The organism is Paraburkholderia phymatum STM815 (assembly GCF_000020045.1).
Taxonomy (GTDB): Bacteria; Pseudomonadota; Gammaproteobacteria; order Burkholderiales; family Burkholderiaceae; genus Paraburkholderia; species Paraburkholderia phymatum.
On the sequence record NC_010623.1, the window covers coordinates 1,830,779 to 1,847,858 of the forward strand.

Consider the following 17,080-nt stretch of genomic DNA (forward strand, 5'->3'; position numbering starts at 1 on the left):
CTCCTCATGCAAGAGCTGAGCGGCCGGCGCATGCATCTCTTTATGCTGTCAGCCTTCCCTTTTATTTCGATGAGCATACCGGGCGCCTGCGGCGAACCGAATGAAAGAAAACAAGAACGCGACGACTGGGAGCTGACGCAATGCTGGCGCGCTGATCCGATGCGATGAGAGCATCCAAAACGCACGCGTTACGGACAGAAAGCGCGAATAAACGTCGAAGCGTGTGACGGATATCTCGCTGGCAAGATCACGATTCGAATTGCGTCGTCTCACGCATAAGCCGCAGCGTTCACAGTCCGAGAGCCTGTTCTATCGACTCATCGGCATCATGCGAGACATCGTGTGCTTCCAACGGCGAATGAAAGGCGCTCGTCTCGCCGTTTCTGCTGCGAAGGGGCGTGTTTCCCAGCAGGGAGGGCACACAAGCGATATAAAGCGCGATCCCTTTGGTCGAAATGCTGGCCGGCAATCGCCGGACTCCTTGAGGCCTGACCCATTGGCATCGAGCGATTTCATTATCGGGCTTTGGGTGTTCATTGGCTGCGACGTGGGCGACGAAAATGAAGTGCCGGGTACGTGCGCCCCAGAACTGGAAGAGGTAATCGATGCGCAGTGCGCATAGGCGCGTTTCTTCCTGCAACTCCCGCATCGCTGCAGCTGAAAGCGATTCCCCGCATTTTCGACTGCCGCCTGGCAACGCCCATCGGCCTCTTCGCTTTGCGACGAGCAATACTTTGTCGTCTCTTATGCATATCACGGTCGCGCGGTGCTTCATTTGAGTGTCCTCCATGCCCCAAACGTGAAAGCAGTTCGCGTGCCGCCAGCGTTGCAAGGGCGGCCATTGAACGCCCGGCGCTGAAGCGGCCGCGCGAATGAGCGTGATGGCGATCGTGTTGAGCACATGATGCAGTTCACCGTGCCGCTAATGACGGCGTGCTGGCGCAGGCGTCTTCGGGGTATTCAAGTGCGAGGCATGCTGGGATCAGCGATCGGGGCGAGAGGGGGCTGAGACGGCGCCGAGCGTCGACGGCATGCCGCCGTCCGCTGCCGTGGCCAGATCGCCAAGAGAAAGAATGCCGACCAGACGCTTCTCGCGATCCACTACCGGAACGCGGCGAATCTGAGCTTCTTCCATCTTCTTCCTCACGGTGTCGACGTCGTCGTCTTCGTAACACCAGTCAGGTGGTCCGCTCACGACGCCCTCGATGCGTTCGTTCGGGGCGACGCCGGCAGATACTGCCCGTACGACGATATCGCGGTCCGTCAGCATGCCGATCAGGTTCACTCCATCACAGACAGGCAGCGAGCCGACATTCAGATCGTCCATCATTTTGGCCGCTTCACGCAGGGATTGGGACGGTCCGATGGTAGCGAGGTCTCGGGTCATTACTTCGGCAACTGTGGTCATGGCTTGGGTCCTGTATTCGACAAGGTGGCGTAGTGAATCGAGCATGGCCCATTCCACCGGGTTCGCCGTGCTCGTCTTCAACAGCGCCGCGCCGGGCAGCATGGATGAATGATGAATGCACGGTCCTTTCAGCGGCTCGCCGTTTCCGTTACGCCGGGAATGACGGATGCACGCACTGTCGCAGCGGCCTCGATGCCGGCCAAGTGGGCGCAATCAAAGGCGTTGCGCCGATATGGGGCAGTGGATACGGGGCTAGTGCTTTTCCATCGGAGCAAAGACATGAAACTGCAAGGCAAGATAGCGCTCGTCACGGGCAGCGATTCGGGCATAGGCAAAGCCATTGCGACGCTGTTTGCGCAAGAAGGCGCGGATGTCGTCGTCATTTACCACACCGACGAGAACGGTGCGAACGATACGGGTGCGAGGGTGGAGCAGGCAGGCCGGCGCGCACTCGTGCTGCAGGGCGATGTCGGCGATTCCGCGTCCGTCGCGTCGTGCTTCCGGGACGCGGTCACGAAGCTCGGCGGTCTGGACATACTCGTGAATTGTGCAGGCATTGGCGCGGGCGGAGCGGCCGTCGCGGATCTCGAAGACGCGCAGGTAGAGCAGGTGCTGCGTACCGACTTGCTGGGACCGCTCTTTTGCTGCCGGGAGTTTGTCAGGCTTCGCCGCAGCTGCGGCGGCGGAGGCAGAATCGTCACCATTTCTTCCGTCGCCCAGCATTTGCCGACCCCCGACAGCGCGCCGTATGGCATGGCAAAAGCCGGGCTTGGCTCGCTCACGCGCAGCCTCTCGCGAGAGGTCGCCGAAGATCGCATCAACGTCAATAACATCGCGCCTGGCCTGATTCAAACGCCGATGACCCAAAAGCGGCTTGACGATCCCGAAGGTCGCGAGAAGTCGATGTCCCGCATACCCTGGCATCGCGCGGGACAGCCTGAAGAAATTGCACGGCTCGCGCTGTTTCTCGCATCCGACGACGGAGACTATGTGACGGGACAAACATGGACCATCGACGGCGGTCTGTCGATGCAATGGGGCGGCGCATGACGTCGTGGCATCACGTACAGTTGCACGCCGCGCCCTGCAACACGGCAGCGCCGGCAGCGGTGCGTCGAGAGCCACGACGGGAATGGCGATTGCGGCAACGCAGCAAGAAGTGTTGTCCACCAACTGTCGAGGAGTCGAACATGTCTCAGAGTGTCATTGCGTTGCCCGGTGCTGACCACGATAGAGCATCCGACCGTGCCGCATGGGTCGCTGCCGAAATGAACGATCTTGCCGAGCTTTACATCCGCACGGTCGAACGCATCACGGAACTCAACAGCCGCGCGATACAGACTGCGATCGACGAGCAGCGCGTAGTCGCGCTCGAAGCTGCCTCCGAGCGCTCGCCACTCGGTGCCTGGCGCCTGCAGACCGGCTACGCGCTTGCGGGGACTGCAAAGGTCGTTGCGTGGTGGCGTCATGCGAGTGAGATCGTGCTGGGTGCGGCAGCTGAAGCCGTCGCCGCAGCGGAGAACCGCGCCAACAGCCACTTCATGGCCTTGAGCAGCGCCCTGGAGGATACGGTGTCTGGTGTCGGCTCGACGGTGTTGACGGGCGATCCGGCTCCCGCTGTCAGCGGCGTGAAGAAGGCAGTGCAGATTGTCGACACGGATGGCAAGGTGGTGTCGCCGCCCCGTTCGCGATAAATGGCGCGTAGGGCTGCGCTGCTATTCGGCACACGGGCGCGCGTTACCCGGCCCGGCGAACTATTCGCTTCGCCGGTCGAACGCGTATCGCCTGCAATGTTCGAGATACGCGCGCTCATGCGCAACCATGAGGTCGACGATACTTCGCCAGAGCCACGGCGGGCTCCTGAGCGATTTCGGCCGGCCCTTTTTCAGTTCGCCGAGCCATGCACGTCGAGTCGCGGCGTCCATCTGTCTCGCATGCGCCTGTCCAATTACCAGCGCAAGAAAATGTGCAGCCTTGACGGCACTGTCTTCTGTGAGATTTTGTGCATCCAGCTTCAGGTCCTCGGGCATCAACTCGCGGATCACGACAGCGGCGCCGTCCAGTCGCGCCGCAACCATCCTGTTGCCGAGCATGGGCGACAGATGCCGCGCACCTTCGAGAACGCGCTTCGCGTTGTCTCTCGGCATGCTCGCGTCATGCTCGCGGGGCGCCTCGGAGCTTACCGCTTCCTTGATGTCGACAAGGCATGGCGGTCCGCCCTTCGAACATGTACCGTCGATGTCGAGCAGCACGGCATAGCGGCGCCGGCCAAGAGAACTGCAGCCTTTGACCCAGAATGCTGCATCCAGCACGGAGACTTTTTTCGTGCGCGCGTCCGACGCATGAGTGAGCGCCGCACGAATGAGACTTCGGGTGGGTTCTGTTTCGAACAGTGCGTGAATAGCAGTGCGCTCATCTTCGGATAGTGGCCAGAAACGCTTGCCATGCGGTAATGCCGCTTCCGTGTTGTCGATCGTCTGCCGGTCCATTTTGCGCGACGAGCGGTGGACGGCCTCTTTCATGGCGACTTTTACCACCGCAGATCGTTTCGTGGACGATGTGATGTCACTGCGTGTGTCGTCGAATGCCTGCTCATAACCATCGGCAAGCGCTTCGACCATGCTGCTGCTGATTACTCCCGGCAGGTCCGCGCTGCGCGCAGCCGTGGTCAGCGACAGTCCGAGGCGCAGAAGATCATGCAGCGGGTTGCCGACCACGCTGTTGTCCAGATCTCGCAACTGCACGGCGACGTGCCCTGCGGCGCTCGAGACGGGCCCCAGATTGCCGAGATGACAGTCGCCGCCAATCCATACGGGCGGGCCTTCGGGCAATGCTCCTGGCTTTTGCGCTTCGAGCCATTGGTAGAAAAGAGAAGCGCTACCGCGAACGTATGCATGCGCCGAGCGCGCCATCTTCTGTCTGCGCAGGGCGGCGAGGCGGGGCTGCCTTTCGTCTGGCCGGGGACAAGCTTTGCGTTTCGTCGATTTCCTGTTCACGCCCTTCCCCAGATCGCCTGCGTTTTACCCGACCAAATTCCGAAAGACGGTGTCGCGCGCCGCGCACCCGGCGACGGCATCGACGCGAGGCCCGCTCCTGTTGAAGCGTCTAGCAAGACCAATGCCTCGTAGGCGCGTGACCCCATTCGTGTCACGGGCGCCGCCGGCATCGGCCTGCTGGAGGTCATGCACCCAAGCGCGGAGGCAAATGTGGCGACATTCGTTCAAGCCTGGCCAGATCGTCAAAATGTCCCGTCCGGGATCTATTCCATCGTTGACTGACATGTCCGCCCACCTGTCGTTACGGACCCCCCATCCCCGATAAACTTCAGCAAAATGGCTGGATACACTTCCTGAGTGAAAGGCTGCATCGAGCATGCTCGTGCGGAAAAATCCATATGCGACTGGCTGAGTTTATCGTTCAGGATATGGAGTCGATCCTGGTGCAATGGGAGGCGTCGATGTGCAATCGACGCAGACCGAGACGATTTTCTCAGTGCGCCTTCCCCGCCGGATATAACGCGGCGTGGGTCGATATCGGTCAGATCGACGGTTGAACGGCCATGCGGCGCTCGAGATAATGTTGACGGCGTCGCTGTTTGATTGGCCAGACAAGGCGGTTGAGCGCGTGCTTCAGCACGATGGATCTCCACAGACGGTCGGCGTTCAGCACGCGGGCGCGCGCCTGACGTTCCAGCAGCTCCTTGCAATCGGGCAGGTGGACCAGCGAACAGCCCTTGAACCATCGAAGATCGCGATGACCGTTGCCCGACCAGTGTCGACCGATGAGGCGATATGTGCCGACGTCGATGATGGGTCGATTATTTTCCGAAAGCAGATTAAGCGCCGCTGACATGAACATCTCGTCGCCTTGATGAATCAGCTGGGGCAGCGCGTCCACATACCGAAGGAAGCACTCGCGCGCGAACGGCATCAACTCTTTGATGAAGCTCGACGTCACGAGCAGACACTCGCCTCCGAACCAGCGCGGATTCCGTAGTCGTCGTCCCGCCACCCTCTCCAGATCCGCGACGACGCGCCCGCTTCCATATGCGGAAAACTCCTGATCCGATATATCGAATGCGCCCACGCCTGTGCCGGCGCACCGCCGCAACAGGTCACCGCTCAGCGGCCGGAAAGCGAATATATCGGTGTCGAGCAGCATCAGGAGCGAACCTTCGGGCACACGGCTGCCGACCTGTTCAAGCAGATCCAGCTTGAAATGTGCGCTATAGAAGCGGGTATTTCGTGAGAGGGACAGAGACGGTATCAGTGCCTGCACGGTTGGACGAACATCGGCGGGAAGATCGTCGAGATAGCTTTCGATGAAGCGTGGGACGTTGGATACAACGGTCAGGCGCGGCAGCCCTAAAGCGAGAAGACTGCGGTTGAGGGTCACAGCCTGTTCCACATAGGAAAGCGCGCCATGCCGGCGTTTATTGGGGCTTCCCGCGCTGGTCTCGTCGATATAGACCAGTGCGCAGGGCATGACGTCGGTATCGGCTGCGCTCCCCGCCCGTCGCGCTGAAGGCGCGAGTGAGGACATGTTCCTGCCGCGAGGAAAATCTTTCGGGCTGTTGTACATGTTCTCCCTGGTGGTCGAATGTGCAGTTCTTCATACTGGAATCCCACCCGTACGCCTGCCCGACAAAATGCTTGCTCATTCCGTCATGAGAGCGAGAGGCCATCGTCGTCGTGAACGAACGCACTTTTTCCAGACGGCTGCGCGCGCTCACAGCAAACGGCCGACGGAATCGGCTGCGTCCGAACGGTCGCGTCCAACCATCGAGGGTTGTACACGGCTGGACCGTGGACCTTACTGTCGTTGCTACGCCTTCTTGTCAGGCGCGAGATCGGAATCGATCCGATCGTGCTCGGGCGCACAGGCACCGTGTTCGAGAGGGTCTTTTCCCTTTGGTATCAGTGTTTCGTCCATGTTTCCGTGTGGCTTCTGTTTGACCGTTCCGTCGGGTTCGACGCTGACGTCGCCGTCCTTTTGATTTTCTCTGCGGCGGTCTGCGCGCTCAACGGGGTCGGCGGGTTCTGTGGAACCGCTCGCGTTGTTCGACGGGGCGTCGGCTGTGGTCACCGGGTTGTCGGGTATGACGGGCATCACGTGCTCCTCGATCGGTGCGTTTAACGCTCAAAGGGACCGCATGGGATGTTCCTGCAGCATGCGCATGTCCGCAGTTGCCGCACTTGTGGAGGCTGCGCTGATGGAACACTGATTGTCATTCACGCGGCCGCATAGGCTCGCGTAAAGATCGACGTATTCGTCCGCCATCCGCGCTGCGGTAAAACGCGACTCGTATGCACGGCGACATCGCCAGCGGTCGATTGCACCGATGCGCTTCACGGCGGCGACGGCACTATCGACATCGTCGACGAGCCATCCCGTCACGCCGTTTTCGACCACTTCGGGCATGGCGCCGCGACGGAATGCGATCACGGGCGTGCCACACGCCATCGCTTCGATGGCGACGAGTCCAAATGGCTCTTCCCATTCGAGCGGAAGAAGTAGCGCATCCGCGCGTGAAAGCAGGCGATTGCGAGCTTCGCCTCCTGTTTCACCGAGGTATTCGACATGTTGCGGGTTCGCGTGCAGCACGGGCCTGAGCTCATTTTTAAAATAATCGCGCTCGCCGGGATGCACGACACCTGCCATCTTGAGCGGCATGCCTGCCCGTCGCGCAATTTCCACGGCGAGGTCAGGACGCTTGCCTGGCATGAGCCGGCCGAGGAAGAGCAGATAGCCGCAGGGTGCGTCTTCGAACGGGAACATGTCAGGCGGAATGCCATGATGTATCGTCCGAACCCAGTTTGCCCATGACACGGGTTTGCGTTGGCTGCGCGAAATCGACACCAACGGTGCGTCAGTGAACTCGTGCAGCAGCGGACCGTGGTCGGAAGGAAGCAGCAAGCCGTGCATCGTCGTCACGTAGGTGCAACGCAGGCGTCGCATCAGCGGAAAGTGAAGGGGCTCGCCGTGAAAATGCAGGATGTCGAAATCGCACGCGTGACGCGCGACCTGTTCGAGTTGGCGCACGTGGTGAGTCGATGTGTCCCACACGCCCGAGTCTCGCCAGAGTCCGCGTTCGCAGCCTGCCATCAATCTTGCCGACGTGCGCGAATCGCCGCTCGCGAACAGCGTCACGTCGTGCCCGCGCCGAACCAGTTCTTCCGTCAGGTAGTGGACGATGCGTTCCGTCGCGCCGTAAGCGAGCGGCGGGACAGATTCGTATAGCGGCGCTACCTGGGCGATACGCATGTCTGCATTCTCCGAAGCGCGGTTCGCGCCGAAACGTTATGTAGTGCCGTTGCGTGGTGCGCGCGGCGCTGGCCGGTCACGTTGGCCGAGCCGGATTGCGCAGGTCGAGCGCGCCGTCGCGCCGATCCAGCAAGTAGCGAGCGCGTTCGAGGCCCGCCCGTTGTGCTTCCTCGCGCGTCTCCCAGAACGGTCCGATGTCCTCGGGTTCGTCGAGTTGCACGGGTCGTCCGTCGCGCTCGACTTCAATGACGGGACGCCAGTTGTCGCGGTCGTTGCGTGATGTGTAGACGGTCACGTTGTAGCCGCGATACGCAAAGCGCTCTCGCGGCGACTCGTCGGCGTGCGGTAGGGAACACATAAACGGGCCTCATCGGAGAATGGCTGCGGTGACAGGAACTCGGCAAAGAGCCAGAAAACGCAATGCGTTGGAAGCGACGGCCGGGTAACCGTTCCATACAGGTACAGGAGATCGATTTCCCCGCCATCTAAGGTAGCGGCCTATTCCTCGTTACCGACTGCTTTGGAGACGGCAGCGGGGCTGTCGAACTCCTGGTCGGAGAGCGCGTCAAGCGCTTCCATCACTTCCTCATCGGCATTGTTTCCCTTCGCCGTCTTCAGCAGTTCTGCCTTCGTGGCGGGATAAGAAGCACCCTTCAATGACTTCTGCACGTCGATGAATTTGCGGATTTGCGGATTTTTTGCGGACGCAGTCATGATCGATCTCCCTGTAGTGGACTGCGCAGCAGCGCGGCCACGGCGAAGCCCGCTGCCAGCGCCACGTACACGCCGGCCAGCGAGCGGTTGGAAAGGTGTATGTCGAAGCCCGGTGTGAGCCGCTCGGGCACGACGTGGTAATCGACGATATAGGCGGTCGCGGCCGTCGCTGCGGCTGCCGTGGCGGTCGCCAGGGGGGTCGTGCGGCTCGTGCCGCGAGCGAGCCGCGCATTGACCGCCTCGAACAGCAGCGCCCAGAAGACGGCCGACGCGTGATGAATCGCGAGGCCGGTCAGCGTGAAGCGCGGACTGAAGCCAGTTTCGCGGAACGCCCGGCGTGGCCAGATGCAGTGCGTGACGGCATTGATTGGCGCAAGCATCGCCGAGCCTTCGGACGTTGCGCGCCAGCCAGCGAAGACGGCCGCCAGCGTGCCTGCCGCAAGGCCCGACTCCAGCGCTCGACGCAATACCGGTTCGTTTCCTGCCTGCGGGCTGCAGCGGGCGCGCGTGATCGGTCCCATCGACGGTCTCCATGCGCCGCGAAGTCGATTTGCGACGCGCAATGTCTGTGACGCTTGCGAGTCCGCAAGCGATGTGCCGCATGGGCGATATGACGTACTCCGATCTGGCTGCGCTAGTGGCCTCCCGTCATCTCGGGCGCGATTGAAGCGTGGTTTAGCAGGCCGACGAGGGCAATCCCACCGATCACATTTCCAAGCAGCGTCGGTACAAAAAATCGCAGCAGATAGTCCTGGATGGCAGCGTTGCCGCGAAGCACGACATACGCAGCTTCCACGGAGCCCGCAATGATGTGCGAAAGCTCGCATACCGCCACGACATACGTCAGCATGGCGACGATCAGCACCGCCGCGGATCGTGCGCTCGGCAGCAGCCAGACCATCAGCGCAATGAGCCATCCTGCGAGGACAGCCTTGAGCGCTGTGCTGACCAGGGACGAGCCGAGCGATGCCTGCGCGAGTTCGTCCAGCGCGGGGGCAAGGGTGTGTGTGAACGATGAAGGAGATGCCAGGATCGCCGCGAATATCCAGGTCCCTGCGAGGTTGGCGGTGAGGACGATCACCCACAGCCGCAATGCGGCAGCAGTCGTGCGTATGTCCTTGCGTGTCAGCACGGGAAGCACGACAGTCAGTGTGCTTTCGGTGAACAGTTGCTGCCTGCCCAGCACGACGATGACGAAGCCGACGCAATATCCGGCGGGCGCAATCAGCGAAGCGCCCTCAGCCCCGACGGACGCCTTGCTCTTCAACACTGCTTGCGTCAGAAACGAAAACCCCATGGACAAACCGGCCGCCAGCGCGGACCACAGTAGCGCAAGCGGTTTGCGTTGGAGCGCGGTTTCTCCTTCCTCCCGGATGATTTCATGGATGACGAGAGCTTGCGGCGAGCTATGAGCGGATGCCTGATCGCGTTCCTTCTCATCGAGGTGCGGCGATGCGTGGCCAGCCGCATTGTCGTCGGTCGTTTCCGGTTTGCTTGCCATCGGATGCTCTCACTGTGCTGCCGCGCAGTCGCGGCAAAGGGCTGATTCAAGGTGCGCAGCGGTGGCGGCAGGCGTTCGACACCCAGAGCGTTGTCGGTCAATCTGCTCCTCCGGCGCAATTGTGGCGATCCCACCGGTGCGATGGTGTGGAAAGGACCGAGTCGATGAAAGTGCGCGCTCGGCTCTCGCCGTATCGCAGTGCTTCCTTCTCCGACAAAAAATCGAATTGTTCCGGGAAGGTCACCATTTTCCGCTCGGGATGGTCCGGAAAAGCGATCGTGCATGACACCTTGAACCGGCGGTAAATGCCCCCGACCGCGTGGGCCTTCGACAACGTAACGTGAACTTCGATGCTGCACCCACGATAGGGCGCGTAGTACTGGCTTGACATCGTCGTCCCTCACTTCGGCAAGGTCATACATCTCGCTTAGCATCGCGTGTGCCGCGGACCTGTTTTCCATGTAGACGAATGACGGCTGCGCAGCGGGACTGCGGGATGCTGGAGCGAAGTCAGAGGAGACAACATGAACGCAAGCGTCATCATCGGACTGGCCTTCGGCCCGGAACTGTGCAGGTTCGATGCATTGCTCGAAATGGCGGGCATCGATGTGAACATGGCCGCGCGGCTGCACGTCAGAGCACGCAACGACAGGTAGAGAAGCGATGGGACGCTGGAATTCCAGCCGCGCGACACGAATTCGTGCACCGGCCCCGGCAGCCGGCGAAATGCCCGTCCTCATCGAGCCCCAGCTCGCGACACTCGTCGAGCGTCATCCCGCGGCGGGCCAGTGGTCGTATGAAATCAAGTTCGACGGCTACCGGATGCTGGCGCGTGTCGACGCAGGCCGAGTCAACCTGTTGACGCGCAACGGACACGACTGGACAGCCCGCGTGCCGCGTCTTGCCGAAGCATTGCAGGCGATTCCTGCCGATAGCGCGTGGATCGATGGGGAAGCCGTCGTGCTCGATTCATCGGGCAAACCGGATTTCAACGCGTTGCAAAATGCTTTCGATCGTCGTAGCACCGCGAATATCGTTCTGTTCGTATTTGACCTGCTGTGGATCAACGGCGCGGACATTCGGGAACAGCCGCTGCGGGCTCGCCGGGAATTGCTGCGGCGGCTGATGGAAGAAGTCGGCAACCCGCTGCTGCCGTTTTCCGACGACTTCGCGCAAGACCCCGCGTCGCTCATGGCGTCGGCGTGCAAGATGAAGCTCGAAGGCATCATCGGCAAGCGCGTGGATGCGCCGTATCGGTCGGGCCGCTCGACCGACTGGATCAAGCTCAAATGCAACCTTCGACAAGAGTTCGTGGTGGGAGGATTCACACGCGTGAAGGGCGCGAAGTCGGGGGTTCGTTCGTTGCTGCTCGGCGTGCATGAAGATGACGGCTCCTTGCGCTACGCGGGCCACGTCGCGCCGCATCTGCAGCCCGCGCGTGCAGCAGCGTTCGCGAAGCGCGCCGCGTCGCTGGCGCAGTCAGAACCGTCTTTCTACAACGCACCGGAACGGGAGCGCGATCGCGAGTTTCATTGGCTCAGACCGGAGGTGGTCGCGGAAGTCTCGTTTCTCGAATGGACGCCCGCGGGCGAAGTGCGCCATCCTGTTTTTCATGCGCTGCGCGAAGACAAACCCGCGAGCGCCGTCACCGAAGAGAAGATCGTCGACGACCCCGACCTCGAGCACGTGGGATCGACCCGTGAGCGTCCAGGTCCGCGAGGAACGGTCATCATCGGCGACGTGAGGATCAGCAACCCGCAGCGCGTGATGGACGAAGTGACGGGCCACACCAAGCTCGACATGGTGCGGTACTACGACGAGATCGCCGAGTGGGCGTTGCCCCATCTGCATTGCAGGCCGCTCGCGCTAGTGCGCGCGCCCGACGGCATCCAGAAGGAACTGTTCTTCCAGAAGCACAGCGAACGGGCCCGCATTCCCGGCGTTCAGGAGCTGCCGCGCGAACTTCATCCCGGACATCCTCCGCTGCTCGTTGCGAACAGTCGCGAGGCGCTGGTCGGACTCGCGCAGATGAGCGTCGTTGAACTGCACTCATGGAACGGCGTGGCACCCGACCTCGATCATCCGGACCGGGTGATCTTCGACCTCGATCCAGACCCGTCGCTGCCGTGGACCGCGATGCTCGAAGCGGCCGCCCTCGTCAAAGTCGTGCTCGATGAAATCGGCCTCCGGTCGTTTGCGAAGACCAGCGGCGGCAAAGGATTTCACATTGTCGTGCCGCTGACGCGTCGTCAGGGCTGGGCCGAAGTCAAAGCGTTTTCACAGGCCGTCGCGCAACACATGGCGCGCGTTGTGCCGCAAAAGTTTTCGGCAGTGCTCGGACCGAGAAATCGGGTTGGCAAGATCTTCATCGACTATCTGCGCAACGGCAAGGGCGCCAGCACAGTCGCGCCGTTCTCCATCCGCGCACGCTCGGGCATGGCAGTGTCGATGCCTGTTGCGTGGGATGAACTCGCCGACGTGCGGCGCGGCGACGAGTGGACGATGTCGCAAGCCGTCAAACGGCAACGCTCGTTGCGGGCCGACCCGTGGGAAGGCTACTGGCGCACACGTCAGGGCATTACGGCCGCCATGCGGCGCGCCGTGGGCATCAAGCGTTAGCCGCCGTGCCGACATGCCGGGCCGCCCTGCGGCTCGGGCTGGATCAACGGTTATCGCCGCGCACATGCATACGTTTCCGTTTGGTCTTGTCCGGCTTAGCCTCGGTGTTCGTCATGCGATAAACCGCGGTGCCGCCTATCATGCCATCCGTGCCGGCCGCCGGTTGCCGCCGACGAGCCGCGCCACGCCGCATGCGAGCAGACCCACGAGCACGGCAGTCGCGACGGGGAACGTACCGGCTGTGTTCACCGCGACTTCGACGGGATGTTCGCCAAGCAGTTGCATGCGCCGGCGCGTCATGTCTGCGCCCAACGTGCGCAACTCGGGTCCGAGTGCGCGTTCCGCGAGGGGCAGGAGCCTGGTCTCTTCATCGGCGACATGGTGCAGGGTGTCGCGCATCAACTCCATGAACAGCGAGTCATATGCCGCATTCTCCGGGCCCATGCCGCGCAGCTTCGCGATCACTTCACGCAGTTCGTCATGCTCGGGCCGACTCTTCTTCAGGGTTTCGTCAGTCGGTGCGATGCGCGCGAGGGCAGGGTAGAAAATCTCTTCTTCCAGCTGTGCATGAATTTCAAGCGCTCTGCAAACAGAGTTGACGATCGCACGTTTGCGCCACCACGCGGTCTCGCTGCCGTAACGATGAAATGCTGCAACGACGTGGGTGTGATCCAGACGGATCATCGTCGTGATGGTGGGTACGTAAGGCATGGTATGGACCTCTCATGATGCGGACGCGGGCAATGGACCGTCCGCGATTCCGGCAGCATGTCCCGTTCCCGCGTGCATTTTGAATAGCACTTATGCCGGCTGGCGGCCACTCACTGCACGATCCTCACGGGGATCGACTTCGCACCCGGCACCTTGCTTTCCTTTGCGTAGTGCCAAAGCGGCAGCAGTACATTGCATTCCGGATAGTAGCCGCCGATACAACCTTCCGGTATTTCATACGCCTTGATTTTGAGTCCTTCGAGGCGCCGATCGATTCCGTCGTCGGCGATCGTTTGCAGCGTCACCTTCTGCCCTTCGTGCAGACGGCGTTTTTCGATGTCCGCTTTATTCATCAGGATGACCATGCGCGTATCTTTCACGCCCCGGAAACGATCTTCGATTTTGTAGATCGTGGTATTGAACTGGCTATCGCTGCGCAACGTCATCAGACGCAGCGCTTCGGGCACCTTCTCCGGCATGTCGGGATCTTCGCCCAACGAATGCGGCGTGAGGAATTCCGCCTTGCCGGATTTCGTTTTCCACTCGCGATGTCGCGCAGGAAGCGGCCGGTGGAAGCCGCCCGGCTGCCACATGCGTTCATTGAAGTCGTGGAAGATGTCCGGATACGTCGTCGCGATCTCGCCGCGCACCAGCGAATAGTCGTCGCGCCACGCATCCCAGTCGACGGAGGAGCGCTCGCCCAGCGTCGCTTTCGCGATGCCAGCCACAATGAACGGCTCCGGACGGGCCTTCTCGCTGGCGGGTTCGGCGGCGCCTCTCGATCCATGCATGCAGCCCGTGCTGTCTTCCATCGAAACGGCCTGGTCGCCGAGTGGCGTACGGTGAATTTCGATCCGGCTCAGGCACGGTAGGACATACGACACTTCGCCGTGAACAAGGTGGCTGCGGTTCAGTTTGGTCGCCACGTTGACGGTGAGTCGCAGGCGCGCCCATGCAGGCTCCGTTTGCAGCCGGTCGGGCACGGACCGTACGAGATTGCCGCCCAGATTGACGACGGCTTTTACGTTGCCTTTCACCATGGCTTCGAATGCTTCGACGGTGTTCAGGCCTTTCTTTCTCGGAGGCTCGAACGAGAACTGCTTCGCAAGCTGATCGAGCGGGGCGAGTTCCGGCTTCTCGGTGATGCCCACCGTGCGCTGGCCCTGGACGTTGGAATGTCCGCGCACGGGCGATGGACCGGCACCTGGCTTGCCGATGTTCCCGCGCAACAGCAGCAGGTTGGTGAGCATGCGCACGTTCTGCACGCCCAGCCGATGCTGTGTCAGACCCATTCCATAGTGCGCCATCACCGCGTTGGCCCGCATATATTCGCCCGCTGCATCAAGCAGCGCAGCGCGCGTCAGTCCGCTGACACGCTCGATCTCGCTCCAGTCCGTTGCTCGCGCGCAGGCGGCGAATTCATCGAAGCCGGTCGTGTGTTCGTCGACGAACGCCACATCGATTACACGAGGCAAGCCTTGGGCTTTTGCGCGATCGTCGGCTTCGATGACCGCCTTGCACATGCCGAGGATCGCGGCCGTGTCGCCGCCCGTCTTGACCTGATGATATTGCGTGCTGATCTGCGTCTCGGCGGGCGTCAACATCTGCACGGGTGATTGCGGGTTCGCGAAAGAAACGAGACCGGGCTCGCGCAGCGGATTGAAGGTGATGATGGGCACGCCGCGCTTGCGTGCGTCCTGCAACTGATGGAGCATCCGGGGACTATTGGTGCCGACGTTCTGTCCGAAGAAAAACATCAGGTCGGTCTTCTCGAAATCTTCGAGTGTGATCGTTCCGACTCCTACGCCGATGGCTTCCTTCAGTCCGACGCTGGTGCTTTCATGGCACATGTTGGAGCTATCGGGCAGGTTGTTGCAGCCGTACATCCGCGCGAAAAGCTGGTACATGTACGACGTTTCCAGCGACGCCCGCCCTGACGCATAAAAGACGACACTTTCGGGATCGAGCGCGCCCAGTTCCCGGCCTATCTCACGAAACGCTTCCTCCCAGCTCACTTCGGTGTATCTGTCGGTAGCGGCGTCGTATTTCATCGGCGCGGTGAGCCTGCCCGCTTCCTCCAGATCATGATCGTGCCAGTTCAGGAGTGACGTCACGGTGTTGAGTTCGAAGAACTCAGGCGTCATTCGCTTGGCAGTCGTGTCCCATGCAGTCGCTTTGGCGCCGCTTTCGCAGAACTCGAATGTATGAGGATCAGCCGGCTTGGCCCACGAACAGCTCACGCACATGAAGCCGTCCGGCTTGTTCTGCTTGAGCAGAATCGTGCTGTCTTTCAACGCGACCTTTTCCTGCGCCAGGATCGTCGTGACGGACTTCAACGATCCCCACCCACCGGACGCGAACGGATAGGACGGGCTCTTGTTGACTTTGCTCATGGCGAGTTGCTCCAAGGAAATAGCACGGCGTGACATAACCAGCAAGCTTCATTCCCAGATGGACGCTTTCTTCCGGTGAACTGGTGGGCGATCGTATTCAACCCCTCATTCCCCTATCGCCTCGTGCATATGACGCTGGCCGCGTTTCTCGCCACGGCGTTCTTCGTCGGCGGAGTCGCCGCATGGCATCTGCTGCGAGACCGCAATGCACATGGCGCGCGCACCATGCTGTCGATGTCGCTATGGATGGCATTGCTCGCTGCACCGCTGCAGTTGTTGGCCGGGGACAGACAGGGCGAGAACACGCTCGAGCACCAGCCGCAGAGAGTCGCCGCGATGGAAGGCGATTGGGACGCGCGCGCGCCGGGAAGCGGGGAACCGATGGTGCTCTTCGCCATTCCGGACATGCGCGAGCGGCGCAACCACTACGAAGTGTCGATTCCGCGCGTCGCGTCGCTCTACCTGCGCCACAATCTGTCAGGCGTATTTGCGTTATTGGCCGCGGGCTTCGTCTACGCGATTGTCAGACGGCGCGCGTTCGCACCGCTCGTGTTCGCGCTGGTCTGGTTCGTGTTCGCACTGTTTTGCGTGCTGTACACGATATTCCCTTTTGGGTTGCCGCCGTCGATCACCATCGCGCAAGGCAGTTCCCCACCGCGTACCCAGGCGTTCGTGCTCGGGGGATCGTCGGTGCTCGTACCCGCCGTGCTTGTTTACAGTACGTTCGCTTTCTGGGTCTTTCGAGGGAAGGTGACCTCCGCCCGCCGAAGAGACGAGTAGACATGCGTAGGGCGGGTCCCGAGGTCCTCGCTACGTTCCCCGTTGGCGCGGACGTGTGCTGGCTGCTGTCGCGCCGCCTCGAGCGAGACTGTCCTGCTGGCCGTCTCGCACCGCGCGCCGGCCACCTGCGGCACAGCGCTTGCGGAACGTGTTGCTCTCGCAAACAGGAGGGCGCCATGAGCATCTTCGGCAACATCATGAACACGATATTTGGCCACCACGCGAGTGGCGGAGCGGCGCCGTCGCAGGCGCCCGGGGCCACGTCCAGCGCGCCTGCCGGACAACCGGCATCGCCTGCCAGCACGCCGCCTGCAACCGGGAGCGGCGGCGCGGGCGCGACCACTTCCACAGCCGCTTCGATACCCGCACAACCTGCGGCACAACCCGCCGCGCCCCGGCAGGAAGTCGACGTCGAGGCTGTGCTTACGCAGATGCAGGCCAACTACGGCGAGCAGCTCAACTGGCGCACGTCCATCGTCGATCTGCTGAAGTTGCTCGGCCTGGACAGCAGCCTGGCTGCGCGAAAGGAACTCGCGGCGGAGCTTCACTATAGCGGCAGCACGGACGATTCAGCGGCGATGAACATCTGGCTGCACAAGCAGGTCATGCAGAAGCTCGCCGAGAATGGCGGCAAGGTACCCGACGATCTCAAGAACTGAACCTCGTCAGGGCCCATACGCGCTCGCGCGG

18 protein-coding genes and 1 pseudogene are annotated in these 17,080 nt (G+C 61.7%); 7 read left to right on the forward strand and 12 right to left on the reverse strand.

What is annotated here, in order from left to right; genetic code table 11:
- Positions 1-6: 6 nt before the first annotated feature.
- Positions 7-168 (forward strand): hypothetical protein, encoded by a 162-nt coding sequence (locus BPHY_RS41880; protein ID WP_157686685.1) that lies wholly within the window; start codon positions 7-9, stop codon positions 166-168.
- 121 nt (positions 169-289) lie between these two features.
- Here the strand turns inward: BPHY_RS41880 and BPHY_RS23900 are convergent, their stop codons facing one another.
- Together BPHY_RS23900 and BPHY_RS23905 are read right to left on the reverse strand one after the other, a co-directional pair.
- Positions 290-775, reverse strand: a complete 486-nt coding sequence (locus BPHY_RS23900) for an NUDIX hydrolase (RefSeq protein WP_083775911.1) — start codon at positions 773-775, stop codon at positions 290-292.
- Positions 776-982: 207 nt separating this feature from the next.
- Entirely contained in the window at positions 983-1,408 is a 426-nt protein-coding gene (locus BPHY_RS23905; protein WP_012404038.1) for a CBS domain-containing protein, read from the reverse strand.
- Positions 1,409-1,687: 279 nt separating this feature from the next.
- Between BPHY_RS23905 and BPHY_RS23910 the strand changes: the two genes are divergently transcribed.
- Together BPHY_RS23910 and phaP are read left to right on the forward strand one after the other, a co-directional pair.
- The gene (locus BPHY_RS23910) at positions 1,688-2,458 is read left to right on the forward strand and encodes an SDR family NAD(P)-dependent oxidoreductase (RefSeq protein WP_012404039.1); all 771 of its coding nucleotides are present in this window, start codon (positions 1,688-1,690) and stop codon (positions 2,456-2,458) included.
- Between the two features lie 140 nt (positions 2,459-2,598).
- The gene (phaP, locus tag BPHY_RS39750; RefSeq protein ID WP_157686687.1) at positions 2,599-3,102 is read left to right on the forward strand and encodes a TIGR01841 family phasin; all 504 of its coding nucleotides are present in this window, start codon (positions 2,599-2,601) and stop codon (positions 3,100-3,102) included.
- A 60-nt stretch (positions 3,103-3,162) separates the two neighbouring features.
- On the opposite strand, the gene BPHY_RS23920 is transcribed toward phaP, so the two are convergent.
- From BPHY_RS23920 to BPHY_RS23960, 8 genes are all read right to left on the reverse strand, one after another.
- Entirely contained in the window at positions 3,163-4,404 is a 1,242-nt protein-coding gene (locus BPHY_RS23920; protein WP_012404041.1) for a DUF2252 domain-containing protein, read from the reverse strand.
- A gap of 541 nt (positions 4,405-4,945) precedes the next feature.
- Positions 4,946-5,989 carry a hypothetical protein gene (locus BPHY_RS23930; protein ID WP_012404042.1) on the reverse strand — a complete coding sequence of 348 codons (1,044 nt, stop codon included), beginning with the start codon at positions 5,987-5,989 and terminating at the stop codon, positions 4,946-4,948.
- A 243-nt stretch (positions 5,990-6,232) separates the two neighbouring features.
- Complete coding sequence (locus BPHY_RS23935; RefSeq protein ID WP_041765307.1) at positions 6,233-6,493, reverse strand: hypothetical protein; 261 nt, start codon at positions 6,491-6,493, stop codon at positions 6,233-6,235.
- Positions 6,494-6,547: 54 nt separating this feature from the next.
- The gene (locus BPHY_RS23940; RefSeq protein ID WP_012404044.1) at positions 6,548-7,672 is read right to left on the reverse strand and encodes a glycosyltransferase family 4 protein; all 1,125 of its coding nucleotides are present in this window, start codon (positions 7,670-7,672) and stop codon (positions 6,548-6,550) included.
- A gap of 76 nt (positions 7,673-7,748) precedes the next feature.
- Positions 7,749-8,030, reverse strand: a complete 282-nt coding sequence (locus BPHY_RS23945) for a DUF6566 family protein (RefSeq protein ID WP_012404045.1) — start codon at positions 8,028-8,030, stop codon at positions 7,749-7,751.
- Positions 8,031-8,170: 140 nt separating this feature from the next.
- Positions 8,171-8,386 carry a DUF2795 domain-containing protein gene (locus tag BPHY_RS23950; protein ID WP_012404046.1) on the reverse strand — a complete coding sequence of 72 codons (216 nt, stop codon included), beginning with the start codon at positions 8,384-8,386 and terminating at the stop codon, positions 8,171-8,173.
- The gene (locus BPHY_RS23955; RefSeq protein ID WP_012404047.1) at positions 8,383-8,907 is read right to left on the reverse strand and encodes a hypothetical protein; all 525 of its coding nucleotides are present in this window, start codon (positions 8,905-8,907) and stop codon (positions 8,383-8,385) included. Before BPHY_RS23955 ends, BPHY_RS23950 begins: the two co-directional genes overlap by 4 nt.
- Before the next feature lie 113 nt (positions 8,908-9,020).
- Complete coding sequence (locus BPHY_RS23960; protein ID WP_012404048.1) at positions 9,021-9,887, reverse strand: formate/nitrite transporter family protein; 867 nt, start codon at positions 9,885-9,887, stop codon at positions 9,021-9,023.
- A gap of 524 nt (positions 9,888-10,411) precedes the next feature.
- On the opposite strand from BPHY_RS23960, the gene BPHY_RS43880 reads away from it, so the two are divergent.
- A complete protein-coding gene (locus tag BPHY_RS43880) occupies positions 10,412-10,543 on the forward strand; it encodes a hypothetical protein (RefSeq protein ID WP_279612543.1) in 132 nt (43 codons plus the stop codon).
- Between the two features lie 7 nt (positions 10,544-10,550).
- Complete coding sequence (gene ligD, locus BPHY_RS23965; protein ID WP_012404050.1) at positions 10,551-12,506, forward strand: DNA ligase D; 1,956 nt, start codon at positions 10,551-10,553, stop codon at positions 12,504-12,506.
- 138 nt (positions 12,507-12,644) lie between these two features.
- Here ligD and BPHY_RS23970 read toward each other — a convergent pair whose 3' ends face one another.
- Positions 12,645-13,217, reverse strand: a complete 573-nt coding sequence (locus BPHY_RS23970; RefSeq protein ID WP_012404051.1) for a hemerythrin domain-containing protein — start codon at positions 13,215-13,217, stop codon at positions 12,645-12,647.
- Between the two features lie 110 nt (positions 13,218-13,327).
- Positions 13,328-15,610: an FdhF/YdeP family oxidoreductase gene (locus tag BPHY_RS23975; RefSeq protein ID WP_012404052.1), complete on the reverse strand. Its 2,283-nt coding sequence runs from the start codon at positions 15,608-15,610 to the stop codon at positions 13,328-13,330.
- A 66-nt stretch (positions 15,611-15,676) separates the two neighbouring features.
- Here BPHY_RS23975 and BPHY_RS23980 point away from each other — a divergent pair.
- A pseudogene (locus BPHY_RS23980) lies at positions 15,677-16,390 on the forward strand (cytochrome ubiquinol oxidase subunit I); the annotation flags it as partial.
- A 176-nt stretch (positions 16,391-16,566) separates the two neighbouring features.
- Complete coding sequence (locus BPHY_RS23985) at positions 16,567-17,049, forward strand: DUF3597 domain-containing protein (RefSeq protein ID WP_041764639.1); 483 nt, start codon at positions 16,567-16,569, stop codon at positions 17,047-17,049.
- Positions 17,050-17,080 lie beyond the last annotated feature (31 nt).

Bases quoted from the DNA above. Each gene is read 5' to 3' on its own strand.
- BPHY_RS41880 (WP_157686685.1), top strand. From the start codon at position 7: ATGCAAGAGCTGAGCGGCCGGCGCATGCATCTCTTTATGCTGTCAGCC.
- BPHY_RS23900 (WP_083775911.1), bottom strand. From the start codon at position 775: ATGAAGCACCGCGCGACCGTGATATGCATAAGAGACGACAAAGTATTG.
- BPHY_RS23905 (WP_012404038.1), bottom strand. From the start codon at position 1,408: ATGACCACAGTTGCCGAAGTAATGACCCGAGACCTCGCTACCATCGGA.
- BPHY_RS23910 (WP_012404039.1), top strand. From the start codon at position 1,688: ATGAAACTGCAAGGCAAGATAGCGCTCGTCACGGGCAGCGATTCGGGC.
- phaP (WP_157686687.1), top strand. From the start codon at position 2,599: ATGTCTCAGAGTGTCATTGCGTTGCCCGGTGCTGACCACGATAGAGCA.
- BPHY_RS23930 (WP_012404042.1), bottom strand. From the start codon at position 5,989: ATGTACAACAGCCCGAAAGATTTTCCTCGCGGCAGGAACATGTCCTCA.
- BPHY_RS23940 (WP_012404044.1), bottom strand. From the start codon at position 7,672: ATGCGTATCGCCCAGGTAGCGCCGCTATACGAATCTGTCCCGCCGCTC.
- BPHY_RS23945 (WP_012404045.1), bottom strand. From the start codon at position 8,030: ATGTGTTCCCTACCGCACGCCGACGAGTCGCCGCGAGAGCGCTTTGCG.
- BPHY_RS23950 (WP_012404046.1), bottom strand. From the start codon at position 8,386: ATGACTGCGTCCGCAAAAAATCCGCAAATCCGCAAATTCATCGACGTG.
- BPHY_RS23955 (WP_012404047.1), bottom strand. From the start codon at position 8,907: ATGGGACCGATCACGCGCGCCCGCTGCAGCCCGCAGGCAGGAAACGAA.
- BPHY_RS23960 (WP_012404048.1), bottom strand. From the start codon at position 9,887: ATGGCAAGCAAACCGGAAACGACCGACGACAATGCGGCTGGCCACGCA.
- BPHY_RS43880 (WP_279612543.1), top strand. From the start codon at position 10,412: ATGAACGCAAGCGTCATCATCGGACTGGCCTTCGGCCCGGAACTGTGC.
- ligD (WP_012404050.1), top strand. From the start codon at position 10,551: ATGGGACGCTGGAATTCCAGCCGCGCGACACGAATTCGTGCACCGGCC.
- BPHY_RS23970 (WP_012404051.1), bottom strand. From the start codon at position 13,217: ATGCCTTACGTACCCACCATCACGACGATGATCCGTCTGGATCACACC.
- BPHY_RS23975 (WP_012404052.1), bottom strand. From the start codon at position 15,610: ATGAGCAAAGTCAACAAGAGCCCGTCCTATCCGTTCGCGTCCGGTGGG.
- BPHY_RS23985 (WP_041764639.1), top strand. From the start codon at position 16,567: ATGAGCATCTTCGGCAACATCATGAACACGATATTTGGCCACCACGCG.